13 protein-coding genes are annotated in these 12,330 nt (G+C 65.0%); 7 read left to right on the top strand and 6 right to left on the bottom strand.

The window, feature by feature from the left end:
- Positions 1–42 precede the first annotated feature (42 nt).
- The 3 genes from xerD to ACEN9G_RS17160 all read right to left on the bottom strand — a co-directional run bounded on the left by xerD (position 43) and on the right by ACEN9G_RS17160 (position 2,906).
- Positions 43–948, bottom strand: coding sequence for a site-specific tyrosine recombinase XerD (gene xerD, locus ACEN9G_RS17170; RefSeq protein WP_413340083.1), 906 nt, complete (start codon positions 946–948; stop codon positions 43–45).
- Positions 921–1,451: a methylated-DNA--[protein]-cysteine S-methyltransferase gene (locus ACEN9G_RS17165; RefSeq protein WP_413340082.1), complete on the bottom strand. Its 531-nt coding sequence runs from the start codon at positions 1,449–1,451 to the stop codon at positions 921–923. The genes xerD and ACEN9G_RS17165 overlap by 28 nt, the downstream gene beginning before the upstream one ends.
- 423 nt (positions 1,452–1,874) lie before the next feature.
- Positions 1,875–2,906, bottom strand: coding sequence for a TRAP transporter substrate-binding protein (locus ACEN9G_RS17160; protein WP_413340080.1), 1,032 nt, complete (start codon positions 2,904–2,906; stop codon positions 1,875–1,877).
- Between the two features lie 122 nt (positions 2,907–3,028).
- Between ACEN9G_RS17160 and ACEN9G_RS17155 the strand changes: the two genes are divergently transcribed.
- The 3 genes from ACEN9G_RS17155 to ACEN9G_RS17145 all read left to right on the top strand — a co-directional run bounded on the left by ACEN9G_RS17155 (position 3,029) and on the right by ACEN9G_RS17145 (position 6,141).
- Positions 3,029–5,023, top strand: a complete 1,995-nt coding sequence (locus ACEN9G_RS17155; protein WP_413340079.1) for a two-component system sensor histidine kinase NtrB — start codon at positions 3,029–3,031, stop codon at positions 5,021–5,023.
- A gap of 30 nt (positions 5,024–5,053) precedes the next feature.
- On the top strand, positions 5,054–5,647 hold the full coding sequence (locus ACEN9G_RS17150) for a response regulator transcription factor (RefSeq protein ID WP_413340077.1): 594 nt from the start codon (positions 5,054–5,056) through the stop codon (positions 5,645–5,647).
- A 140-nt stretch (positions 5,648–5,787) separates the two neighbouring features.
- Positions 5,788–6,141 carry a DUF3052 family protein gene (locus tag ACEN9G_RS17145; RefSeq protein ID WP_413340076.1) on the top strand — a complete coding sequence of 118 codons (354 nt, stop codon included), beginning with the start codon at positions 5,788–5,790 and terminating at the stop codon, positions 6,139–6,141.
- On the opposite strand, the gene queG is transcribed toward ACEN9G_RS17145, so the two are convergent.
- Positions 6,138–7,229 carry a tRNA epoxyqueuosine(34) reductase QueG gene (gene queG / locus ACEN9G_RS17140; RefSeq protein WP_413340074.1) on the bottom strand — a complete coding sequence of 364 codons (1,092 nt, stop codon included), beginning with the start codon at positions 7,227–7,229 and terminating at the stop codon, positions 6,138–6,140. The genes ACEN9G_RS17145 and queG overlap by 4 nt on opposite strands.
- A gap of 31 nt (positions 7,230–7,260) precedes the next feature.
- Here queG and tsaE point away from each other — a divergent pair, with 31 nt between their 5' ends.
- The 4 genes from tsaE (at position 7,261) to ACEN9G_RS17120 (ending at position 10,348) form a co-directional block, all read left to right on the top strand.
- A complete protein-coding gene (gene tsaE / locus ACEN9G_RS17135; RefSeq protein WP_413340072.1) occupies positions 7,261–7,749 on the top strand; it encodes a tRNA (adenosine(37)-N6)-threonylcarbamoyltransferase complex ATPase subunit type 1 TsaE in 489 nt (162 codons plus the stop codon).
- Positions 7,713–9,128, top strand: coding sequence for an N-acetylmuramoyl-L-alanine amidase (locus tag ACEN9G_RS17130; protein ID WP_483126783.1), 1,416 nt, complete (start codon positions 7,713–7,715; stop codon positions 9,126–9,128). The genes tsaE and ACEN9G_RS17130 overlap by 37 nt, the downstream gene beginning before the upstream one ends.
- 37 nt (positions 9,129–9,165) lie before the next feature.
- Positions 9,166–9,999: a D-hexose-6-phosphate mutarotase gene (locus ACEN9G_RS17125; protein ID WP_413343641.1), complete on the top strand. Its 834-nt coding sequence runs from the start codon at positions 9,166–9,168 to the stop codon at positions 9,997–9,999.
- Between the two features lie 118 nt (positions 10,000–10,117).
- Entirely contained in the window at positions 10,118–10,348 is a 231-nt protein-coding gene (locus ACEN9G_RS17120) for a hypothetical protein (protein ID WP_413343639.1), read from the top strand.
- A gap of 12 nt (positions 10,349–10,360) precedes the next feature.
- Here the strand turns inward: ACEN9G_RS17120 and ACEN9G_RS17115 are convergent, their stop codons facing one another.
- Both ACEN9G_RS17115 and ACEN9G_RS17110 read right to left on the bottom strand, forming a co-directional pair.
- On the bottom strand, positions 10,361–11,428 hold the full coding sequence (locus tag ACEN9G_RS17115) for a carbonic anhydrase (RefSeq protein ID WP_483126782.1): 1,068 nt from the start codon (positions 11,426–11,428) through the stop codon (positions 10,361–10,363).
- Positions 11,429–11,576: 148 nt separating this feature from the next.
- The gene (locus ACEN9G_RS17110) at positions 11,577–12,221 is read right to left on the bottom strand and encodes a VTT domain-containing protein (RefSeq protein ID WP_056130107.1); all 645 of its coding nucleotides are present in this window, start codon (positions 12,219–12,221) and stop codon (positions 11,577–11,579) included.
- Between the last annotated feature and the right edge of the window lie 109 nt (positions 12,222–12,330).

Raw genomic sequence — 12,330 nt, 5'->3', positions numbered from 1 at the left:
ACTAGTCCATTATGGACCAGTCATCCCACATCGTCTTGAGAATTAACCACGCGGGTGGTGCCGCGCGTGGAGGTGCTTCAGGCGCTCGCGCGCGACGTGGGTGTAGATCTGGGTCGTGGAAATGTCGGAATGCCCCAGCAGCAACTGCACCACGCGGAGATCGGCGCCGTGGTTCAGCAAGTGTGTTGCGAACGCGTGACGCAGCGTGTGGGGCGACAACGGCGCCGTGATGCCCGCCTTCGCCGCATGCTTCTTGATGACGACCCAGAACATCTGGCGCGTCATCGGGCCGCCGCGGCCCGTCACGAACAGCGCGTCGTCGACCTGGCCGTCGAGGATGATGCCGCGCGCCTCTTTCAGGTAACGGTCCAGCCAGTGCCGCGCCTGTTCGCCAAACGGCACGAGCCGGGTCTTGTTCCCTTTGCCGGTAACCCTCAGGACGCCATCGTTCAGGCTCAGTTCGACCAGCTTCAGCGCGACGAGTTCCGACACGCGCAGGCCGCTGGCATACATCAGTTCGAGCATCGTGCGCTCGCGCAGGCCCAGCGGCGTCGCGACGTCCGGCGCCGCGAGCAGCGCATCGACCTGGGCTTCGGTGAGCGTATGGACGAAACGCTGCGGCTGCTTCGCGGATGCCATCTTCAGGCACGGGTCGGCGGCGATGCGGCGGTCGCGCAGCGCGAGCTGGTAAAAGCGCTTCAGCACCGACAGCCGGCGGTTGGCCGAGCTGGGCTTCGTGTCTTCGTGGCGTTCGGCGAAATAGGCGGCGATGTCCTGCGGTTCGACGGCGTACAGGTCGCTCCGCTCCGGCCGCTTGACGTCGAGCCAACGTGCGAACAGGCGCAGGTCGCGCCGGTAGGCGTCGAGGGAATTCTTCGCCAATCCGTGCTCGAGCCAGAGCGTGTCGCAGAACGCGTCGATCAGGGGAAGATTGACTGCTGCTGCCATGGCATCTCGAGCGCCAGCGCGCCTTCGTGGCGCAGCAGCCAGCGCTTGATTCCGAGCTGGAATCCGTGTTCGTCGTCGCTGCTGGAAAAACCGCCCAGGCCGCCGGACGCCGTCACGCGGTGGCACGGGATCACGAGCGGGAACCAGTTGGCGCCGCAGGCCTGGCCGACGGCGCGCGGGGCCGATTCCAGCTGCTTGGCGATCTGGCCGTACGTACGGACGCTGCCGCGCGGGATCGCGCAAATGGTGTCCCACACGCGCCGCTGGAATGCGCTGCCGGCTTCCTTCAGCGGCAGGTCGAAGCGGAAATCGGGATCCTCGAAATAGCGCGCCACCTGGACGGCGGCCTGCTCGGCGACGGCATCCTGCGCCGATTTTTCGTGGTAATGCGGCGGCAGGTAGACCAGTTCGCGCAACCGCCCGTCTTCGGTACGGATGCCCATCGCTCCAAACGGCGCCGCGATGATGGCGCTGAAAATCTCGCTGCCTTGTTGTGTGCTCATCGATGCAGTGTAAGACCCGGCGAGCGCGTTCGCAAGGCCCGCCCAAGGTCCACGAAACCGAGGTAAAAAAAAACGCACCCGTGGGTGCGTTTCTAATATGGTCACGTTTTCGGCTGCCTGGTCATTGCCGGCTGCATCATATAAAACGTGTGTCTCCTCCTAACTGTTTTACGGTAAAGTTTGTATTTACCGCTTTCTTTTCCCTCTCCCAAATCGTATTCGGTTCGCTTGTCCGCACCAGGTTGGTGCCGAAAGGTGCCCCATCATAACGCAACCGCATAAGAAAAGCGTAGTTTTTTATATACATTCACGAAATATATTTCGGTCATAAGCCCCCATGACATGTCATAAAAATGCTAGTGCCGGTGTTTCATTGATTACAGGCAACTAACACATTTTACCCGCACCGAATAGGGGCGATTCTCACCTGGCCTGGGCTGTCGTGATGGGCGCCGTGGCGCGGGACGTCGTTCGCGAGGTCGTCTGATTTATTGCATCGATCAGATCCTTGCCGATCCGCCCTTCCACCTGCTTCTGCACGGGCAGCAGGGCGCGCCGCCAGTCGGCCTGTTCCTGCGGCGTCAACGTATAGATCTTCGTCTTGCCGGTCTTGCGGATCGCTTCGAGGGCCGCGTCGTTGTCGCGCTGGGCGATGGTCTTTTCGAATGCCGTCGCTTCGCGCATCGCCTGCTCCAGCTCCGTCCGGATGTCGCGCGGCAGGCCGTCCCAGAATTTCTTGTTGACGATGACGGCATAGCCCAGGTAGCCGTGGTTCGACACCGTCACGTACTTCTGCACCTCGTGCATTTTCTGCGTGTACATATTCGACGGCGGATTCTCGGTGCCGTCCACGATATGGGCCTGCAGGGCGGGGTAGACTTCGGAAAACGCCAGCACCTGGGGCACCGCGCCGAGCGCGCGCATCTGCACGTCGAGCACCTTGGAGCCCTGGATGCGCATGCGCAAGCCGCGGAAATCCGCCGGGGTGTGCAGTGGACGATTGGCCGACATCACTTTAAAACCGTTGTCCCAGTAGGCCAGGCCCGTGATGCCCTTCGATTCCAGTTTTTGCAGCAGGCTCTTGCCGATCGGCCCTTCCGTCACGGCATACAGCGCCGCCTTGGTCGGGAAGATATACGGCAGGTCGAACGCCTCGAATTCCTTCACGCCGAGCGGCGCGAACTTGGCGAGCGACGGCGCCAGCATCTGCACGGCACCCAGCTGCAGGGCTTCCAGCTCTTCCTTGTCCTTGTAGAGCTGGCTGTTGGGATAGACTTCGACCTTCACCCGGCCGTGCGTCCGCTGCTCCGCCAGCACGCGGAAGCGTTCGGCCGCCAGGCCCTTGGGTGCGTCAGGCGATACGACGTGGCTGAACTTGATGATGATCGGGGCCTGGGCGTGGGCGCCGGCGCCAGTCACGACAGCAAGCGCGGCCAGCAAGGCTTTGATGCGCATAAATTTCATCTTCCCGCGGTGTATATTCGGATACCGACCGCCAGTGTGCCGCTTCGCGGGTCGTACCGCTATCGTGGAAAACCACGACAGACGGACACTGGCAAAAGATGAAACGTTATCACATGAAAAGTCCATTCACCCTGCCCCGCCCCGTCAAGCAAGGCCCGTGGCGCTGGCTCGTGCCCGTATTGCTGGTGCTGCTGTTCCTGCTCGTCCTGCTGTGGCTGCCCTGGCAGGCGCGCCAGATGGAAAGCAACGAGCGGCAGGAACAATTGATCGCAGATACGTTGTGGGTCGAGCAGACCTTGCGCTTCGAACTCGCGCGCAGCGAGGAAGCGCTGGCCGCGCTGGGCAACGACATGGTTATCGAGACGCCGGCGCCGGCCGCCCTGCAGGCCCGCTTCGCGCAGATGTTCAAGAACGGCCACGAACTCCAGCGCATCATCTGGTACGACGCGCAGGGCCAGGTCAAGGCGAGCCGCGGCATGGAACTGCCGCCCGAAGGGCTCACGCAATCGTCGCGCGATGCCGCCGCCATGTCGCGCAGCACGCGCCTGGGACGCTACAGCGAGCCATACGGTGCCACCGGCCTCGTGCATGGCCTGATCGACTTCCACCTGCCGCTGATCCACGCCGGCAAATACATGGGCAGCCTCGTCGCCACGTACAACCTGCAGACCTTGCTGGACGAGAACGTGCCGTGGTGGTTCGCCCAGGACAATGCCTTGTCCCTGCTCGACCGCGACGACCACGTCGTGGCGCAGCGCGCGGCGGGCGGGCCGGGCCGCGGCGTCTACACGCACAAGCGCGCGCTCGACCTGCCCGGCTCGCAGATCGTGCTCGCCACCGACAGCGTCAAGGCCGCGCCGAAGCTGCTGCCGAACCTGCTGGTCGGCTCAGTGATCGTGCTGGCGCTGGGCCTCGTCATTTCGCTCGTCGCGCTGTGGCGCCACATCGCGCGCACGATCGCGGCGGAAAACGCGCTGCGCCAGCAGATGGCCTTCCGCACCGCGATGGAAGATTCGCTGCTGACGGGCCTGCGCGCGCGCGACCTGGAAGGCCGCGTCACCTACGTCAACCCGGCGTTCTGCCGCATGGTCGGTTATCCCGCGGAAGACCTGCTGGGCAAGACGCCGCCGATGCCGTACTGGGCGCCGGAAGCGATGGCGGAATACGAAGGCCGCTTCCGCAAAGTGCTGTCGGGCCAGGCCACGCCGCAGTTCGAGACCGTGTTCCAGCGCTCGGACGGCGTGCGCGTGCCCGTGCTCGTGTTCGAGGCGCCCCTCGTCGACGCGCACGGCCACCACACGGGCTGGATGAGTTCCATCCTCGACATCACGGACCGCAAGCGCGCGGAAGAACTGAATCGCCAGCAGCAGGAAAAGCTCGAGACGAGCGCGCGCCTGGCGACGATGGGCGAGATCTCGTCGATGCTGGCGCACGAACTGAACCAGCCGCTGGCCGCCATCTCCAGCTACACGGCGGGCGCGCTGAACGTGCTCGCGCGCGAGACCCAGGCGGCGCCGCTCGACACCGGCATGCTGAAACGTGCGCTGGAACAGGCCAACACGCAGGCGCGCCGGGCCGGCCAGATCATCCGCAGCGTGCACGAATTCGTGAAGAAGCGCGAACCGCGCCGCGAGACGGTCGGCATTCCCAACGTCGTCGACGGCATCCGCGCCCTCGTCGAACTGCAGGCGCGCCAGAGCTATGTCGCGCTGCAGGTCGACGTGCCGGACGACCTGCCGCCCGTGCTCGCGGACCGCGTCCTGATCGAGCAGGTGCTTCTCAATCTCACGCGCAATGCCATCGAGGCGATGCAGGCCGTCGATCCCGAGCGGCGTGTGTTGAGGATCGCCGCGCACACGGGCGACCAGGGCCAGGTGGCCGTATCGGTGATCGACAACGGCCACGGCATCCCGCCGGAAGTGGCGGAGCGCCTGTTCTCGCCGTTCTTTTCGACGAAGGCCGAAGGCATGGGCATGGGCCTGTCGATCTGCCGCACCGCGATCGAGTTCCACGGCGGCACCCTCACCCACGCGGACAATCCGGGCGGCGGCACCGTGTTTACGTTTACGTTGCAGCAGGCGCAGGAAGCCCCCGTCACCGAACGGTGAATTACAATACGTCAAAAAAAGGAGACCTGCATGCTGCACATCGTCGACGACGAAGACGTGATCCGCGACGCCCTCGAATGGCTGGCGCAATCGCGCGGACTGCCGGCACGCGGCTATGCGGGCGGCCAGGCCTTCCTCGACGCGCTCGGCGACCGGTTCGCCGCCGATGCGGCACACGGCGACTGCGTCCTGCTGGACGTGCGCATGCCGGGCATGAACGGCATCGCCGTATTCGACCAGCTGGTGGCGCGCGGCCTGCTGGCGCGCTTGCCCGTGATCTTCCTGACCGGCCACGGCGACGTGCCGATGGCCGTCGATTCCCTCAAGCGCGGCGCCTTCGACTTCTTCGAAAAACCGTTCAACGACAACCAGCTGATGGACCGCGTCGAGGAAGCACTCGCCGCCTCGCGCAAGGCCGCGTCGCGCGACGCCATCCATGCCCGGCTGGCCACCCTGTCGGCCCGCGAGCGGGAAGTCCTCGATCTCATCCTCGCCGGCAACATGAACAAGGTCGTCGCCGACAAGCTCGGCATCAGCATGCGTACGGTCGAGGTGCACCGGGCGCATATCTTCGACAAGATGCAGGTCAAGACGGCCGTCGAGCTGGCCGGGTTGCTGAAGTAATACCTGCGCACGGCAGGCCGCGCGTCCTGTGCCGCGCGGGGTTCGCTTGTAAAATCAGCCTGAACATGGAGTGGTCGAACTCACCACGTCGAAACATTCTTTAGGGAACGCAGATGAGCGAGAAGACGATAGCCGACAAAATGTTCTTGAGGACCGCGAAATCGATGCTGATCCTGAACGGGAACGTCCACCCCGGCATGGTGTCGCAGATGCCGCCCAACCTGGTCAAATCCGACCAGGAGAAAGTGGACGTCGTGCTGCTGTTCGCGATGAACCGCAAGGAACTCGAACAATATTTCCCGATCGCCAAGGAACGCATGGGCGACAAGGGCTCGCTGTGGGTCGCCTATCTGAAACAGACCGCCTCCAAGGCCACCGACATCAACCGCGATTCGATCAATGCGTATGCCAAGGAAAACGGCATCACGGGCGTCGCCATGATTTCCATCGACGGCGACTGGTCCGCGCTGCGCATGAAGCGGATCGAACCCTAGACAGCCTCACCGTGGCGCGCGAGGGCCCACGCGACGTGTTCGCGCACGAGCGCGGATGGATGGTCCGCGCGGGCGCGCAGCGCGGCGACGATCTCGTCCGATGTTGACGCATTACCGAGTCCGACCGCCAGGTTGCGCAACCAGCGCTCGTGCCCGATACGGCGGATCGGACTGCCTTCGAGGCGGCGGTTGAAGTCAATCTCGCTCCACCCGAACAGCTCGATGAGCCCCGCCGTGCCGAGGCCATTCCGCTCATCGAAATCCGGCACGGTCGCCCGCTGCGCGAACTTGTTCCACGGGCAGGCCAGCTGGCAATCGTCGCAGCCGTAGATGCGGTTGCCGATCAGCGGACGGAATTCTTCCGGGATCGCGCCCTTCAACTCGATGGTCAGATAGGAAATGCAGCGGCGCGCATCCAGCCGGCCCGGGCCGAGGATCGCGCCCGTCGGGCAGGCATCGATGCAGGCGCCGCACTGGCCGCAATGCGCGCCGGTCGGCTCGTCGACTGGCAGCGGCAGGTCGACGAGGATCTCGCCGATGAAGAACGTGGAGCCGGCCTCGCGGCTCAGCAAGAGCGTGTGCTTGCCGCGCCAGCCGAGGCCGGCCTTCTGCGCCAGCGGCAGCTCCATCACCGGTGCGGAATCCGTGAACACGCGGTAGCCGTACTCGCCGACGGCCGCCTTGACCTTCTCGGCCAGGGCTTGCAGCCGGTTGCGCAACACCTTGTGATAATCGCGGCCGCGCGCATAGATCGAGACGACGGCCGCCTGCGGGTCGTCCTGGCGCAGGCGCTCGCGCGTACGCCAGTCGGCCGGCGTCTCCATCGGCAGGTAATCCATGCGCGCGCTGATCACGCGCACCGTGCCCGGCACCAGCTCGGCCGGGCGGGCGCGCTTCATGCCGTGGCTTGCCATATAATCCATCTCGCCGTGGTGGCCGGCGTCCAGCCAGGCCTGCAGGCCCGCTTCGTGGCCGGCCAGGTCGATGTCGGCGATGCGCACGTCGGCAAAGCCCAGTTCCGCGCCCCATGCCTTGATGGCCTGGGCGAGTGCGGGAAGATCGGGCTGGACGGGAAGCTGGGCGGACATTGGCGGACCTACAAACCTCATATTTTATTCGATGCAGCAGCAACTTACAGCCTATCTTCCCGACGAATCGGCCACGCAGGCCCTGGGCGCCGCCCTCTCTCTCGCGCTGAGCCCGGGCCTCGTGATCTACCTGCACGGCGACCTCGGCGCCGGCAAGACGGCGCTCACGCGCGCCCTGCTGCACGCGGCCGGCCACAAGGGCGCCGTCAAGAGCCCGACCTATACGCTGTCGGAGCCGTACCGCATCGAGCTGGATGGCCGACAAGTCAACCTGATCCACTACGACCTGTACCGCATGTCCAGCCCCGAGGAATTCCTCGACGCGGGGTTCCGCGAAGATTTCGACGGTAACAACATCTGCATCGTCGAATGGCCCGAAAAGGGAGAGCCGGTGTTGCCGCCGCCCGACGTTAAAGTGTTGCTTAAGGTCAGCGGTCGCGGGCGTGAGGTAGAATTGCAGGCGTTGTCCGACTTGGGCCTGCTATGCCTCGAACGCCTGCACTACCCCCCGACTCCCTGATTCCCGGTTCCTTGACGCGTCGCACGATCCTGAAGGCTGGCGGTACGCTGCTGCTGTCCGTCGTCGCGCCGCTGACGGCATCCGCCGCCCAGATCATGGCCGTGCGCGTGTGGCCGGCCGACGAGTACACCCGCGTCACCCTGGAAAACGACGGCGAGCTCAAGACGACGCACTTCATGGTGCCGGATCCGCCGCGCCTCGTCGTCGACATCGACGGCCTCGCGCTGAACGACACGCTGAAAAGCCTCGTCGCCAAGATCGAATCGAACGACCCGTACATCAAGCAGGTGCGCGTGGGCCAGAACCGGCCCAACGTCGTGCGCCTCGTGTTCGACCTGAAGGAAGAGGTCAAGCCGCAGGTGTTCAACCTGGCGCCCATCGCCGGCTATCACCACCGCCTGATCTTCGACCTGTATCCCGTCAAGCCAGTCGACCCGCTCGCGACCATGATCGCCAAGGAAAACTGGACGACGGACGCGGCCCCCGCCACGCCGACCCCGGCCGTGCAGCCGGGCGAGCCGACGGTCGGCCAGGCCGGTCCGGACGCCATCGCCAAGCTGGAAGCGGATGCGGCCCGCGCCGGTTCCACGCCCGCACAGCCGCAGCCGACGACGCCGCAACCGGCCCAGCCGCACGGGCCCGCCAAGGCCGCCCCGGGACAGAAGGTGGCGCGCATGGTCACCATTGCGCTCGACCCCGGCCACGGCGGCGAGGATCCCGGCGCGACCGGTACCACGGGCGTGCACGAGAAGGACATCGTGCTCGCGGTGGCGAAGCGCCTGAAGGCCAAGCTGGAAGACTTGCCGAACACGCGCGTGATGCTGACGCGCGACGCCGACTTTTTCGTCCCCCTCGGCCAGCGCGTGGAAAAGGCGCGGAAGGTGCAGGCCGACCTGTTCGTGTCGATCCACGCCGACGCGTTCGTCGAACCGACGGCGCGCGGCTCGTCCGTGTTCGTGCTGTCGGAAAAAGGCGCCAGCTCGAGCGCGGCGCGCTGGCTGGCGGCCGACCAGAACAAGGCCGACCTGATCGGCGGCGTGAATCTCGCCAGCCACGACAGGCAGCTGGCGAGCGTGCTGATGGACCTGTCGCAGACGGCCCAGATCAACGACAGCATGAAGCTCGGCAAGGCCGTGCTGACGGAAATCGGCGGCATCAACCGCCTGCACCGCGGCGTCGTCGAACAGGCCGGTTTTGCCGTGCTGAAGGCGCCGGACATCCCCTCGATCCTCGTCGAGACCGCATTCATCTCCAACCCGGAAGAGGAAGCGCGGCTGAAGGATGATGCCTACCAGAACCAACTGGCCGACGCGATCACGAAAGGCATCAAGCGCTACTTCGCGTACAATCCGCCGCTGGCAAAGAGCCGCATGACTTAATGGGACGCCCGCGGGCGTCCCCCTGAGGAGGATTCTCGTGAGCGCAACGACCATCAACTTCGGGCAATTGCCCGCCCTGCAACTTCGCGCGCCGGACGGCGCCGAGGCGACCATCACGTTGTACGGCGCCCACCTGGTGTCGTGGAAAGCCGTCACCACGGCCGGCGGGCCCGCGCAGGAACGCCTGTTCATGAGCAGCCTGTCCGCGCTGGACGGCCAGAAGGCGATCCGCGGCGGCGTGCCCGTCATCTTTCCCCAATTCGCCGAACGCGGCACCGGCCTGCGCCACGGCTTCGCGCGCGTCGCGACCTGGCGCGTCCTCGACCAGGGCGAAGCGGATGGTGCCGCGTTCGCGGTGCTGGCGCTGAACCAGGGCGATCTGCCCCAGCAGCTCGCAGCCGCCTGGCCCTACGCCTTCGAACTGCTGCTGCGCGTGGCCGTGCGCGGCGCGCAACTGGACATGTCGCTCGACGTGCGCAACACCGGCACGCAGACCTTCCCGTTCGCCGCCGCGCTGCACACGTACCACCTCGTCGAAGACGTGGAAGCCGTGCGCATCGACGGCGTGCAGGCGGAGACGCTCGCCATCACCGACAAGCTCGACCAGGTGTTCGAACGCATCGCCGGCGCGATCACGTTCGACACGGGCGCGGACAAGGTGACGCTGGAGCAGACGGGCTTCAACGACGCCGTCGTGTGGAACCCGGGCGCGGCCGACGCGGCGGCGCTGTCCGACATGGAAGACGAGGAATACCGCCGCTTCGTCTGCATCGAACCTGCCTTGCTGGGGGATGCGGCCGTCCGACCGCAGCAACTGGAGCCGGGCGGGATCTGGCGCGGGACGTACCGGGCCGTCGTCCAGGCAGGATGAACGACAACGCCGGCATGTGCCGGCGTTTCATTTTGTAGCAAAAAATGCGCTGTGCGCCTCGCCATGCGGCCTAAACTACATGCTACGAGCATGGGAGGACACGCAAGGAGGAGACGCAATGAGTACATTGGTGAAACGGCTGGCACTCGTGCTGGCGGCGGGGTCCGCCCTGTCTGGCTGCGCCGTCTATGCGCCGCCTTATGCGGCCTATGACGCGCCCTATTATCCAGGCGGCTACGGCCCCGCGTATGTCGGACCGCCCGTCTCGCTCGACTTCAGCTATCACGAATACGATCGTGGCGGCCGTGGCTGGCATGGGCACCGTGGCGGTGGACGCCGCTGGCGTTGAGCACGCAAGCGCTCAGTTCGATTCCTTGATCAAGCGGCCCGCAGTCGACTGGACCGGCCGCGCGTTCAGCGGATACAGGCGCGAGAACAGGGCCATCTGCGCCGGCGACGCCTGCATCGGCTGCTTGAACACCATCCACAGCACGCCTTCCGTGCACGGCGGTTCCGTCAGCGAGCCCATGTAGGTGAAATACTCGCGCCGCTCCGGCAGCGCGTCGGTCGGGTCGATCACGATCGAGGGCGAGACGGTGTCGAATTTTTCCAGCGGCAGGTTGTCCCAGATCGTCTGCATCAGGCGGTGCGGCTGGCCGCGCTCCAGGAGCACGGCGATGATCGCGATCTTGCCTTCGGCGCTCTTGTGCACGAGGTGGATGACCATCTCCGTGCCCTTGCCATTGATCTTTTCTTCCGACGGACGGTGGAAGTGAAATTGCTGTAATTCGTACACGGTGTTGCCGACCGTGATGAAATTGCCGCCGCCCACCGTCACCTGGATCGTGTGGCCATTGTTGACCTCGCTGAACGACGACGGGTGGTAATCGAAGCTGATCTGTTCGAGATTGACCTTGATGCCGTCGCGCAAGTCGATCGGCGACTGGCGGTTGCCGGTGCCGCACTTGGCCCAGTCGACATTGATCTTCGACCAGTTCGCCGGGCCCAGCTCGCCCTCATACGACCACACGGTGCCGTGCTTCGGCGCGGCGGCGATGGCGGCCGCCGCGGCGGCGACCTGCTCCTCGTGCCTGCGCTTCGCATCGGCGAGTTTTTTCGCGCGCGCAGCGGCCGTCGCGCGGGCCTGCTGGCGCTCGCGCAGCGCGGCCAGGCGCTGGGCAATCTTGGCCGACAGCTCGACCTCGGCATCTTCCTCGCTGGCCGAGCCGGCGCTCGCGGCCGGTTCGGCTTTCGGTTCGGCCTTCTTTTCGACGGGCTCGGCCTTTTTCGTCGCGGCCGGCACCATGGCAGAGGCCGGACGGGACACGGAAGCCGCCAGCCTGGCTGCCGCTGCGGCGGCGGGATCGTTCGCGGCGCTTGCGCTCAGGGCGACGCAGCTGCAAGCGAACAGGGCGATCAGGGTACGCATGGGAATCCAGTAGTGTTACTCTCCCCTGCCTTATCGGCGTGACCGACAGTAAACTTGAGCCTGAGGAACAATTCCGTGCATCAATAGCGGCCGCAAATAAAAAACGCGCCGTCATGCGGCGCGTTTCATGTGATCGCATTGTCGGGCTTCAGCGGCTCATCATGCGCCGTCCGACCTTGTACAGCCCGCCCAGCGCCAGCGGCACGACGGCCGCGCCGACACCCACCAGCACGATGATCGTCAGGTGATCGCGGATCACCGGGATATTGCCGAAGAAGTAACCGCCGGTCACCAGGCTGACCACCCAGGCCACGGCGCCCGTGACGTTGTACATCTGGAAGCGGGCATGGGTCATGTCCGAGATGCCCGCGACGAACGGTGCGAACGTGCGCACGACGGGCACGAAGCGGGCCAGGATGATCGTCTTGCCGCCATGGCGTTCGAAGAATTCGTGGGTGCGGTGCAGGGCGTCCTTGTTCAGCCAGCGGTAATCGTGCGTGAACACGCGATGCCCGATCGCCCCGCCGATGTAATAGTTGAGGGTATTGCCCGTCACCGCCGCCACGATCAACAGGAGCGTCAGCAAGGCATAACTCATCTCGCCGGTGGCGCAGAAGGCGCCGGCAATGAACAGGAGGGTATCACCGGGGAAGAAGAACAGAACCACGAGGCCGGTTTCGCAGAACACGATGGCGAACAGCACGGCATACACATACACCCCGTATTGCGCCAGCAATGTTCCCAGGGTCTTATCGACATGAAGAATCATGTCGAAGAATTGCATCAGATCCATAATTTTCCTAAATGGTAGCGCCGAATCATACCATCAGTCCGACGCCGAAAATGGCCGCCGGCTCATCTTCACCGCGAATTTTCTTCATCGGCAAAATGTTTTAATTCTA

Source organism: Massilia sp. Masssp94 (assembly GCF_059491305.1).
This window is presented reverse-complemented; position numbering and strand designations above follow the sequence as displayed.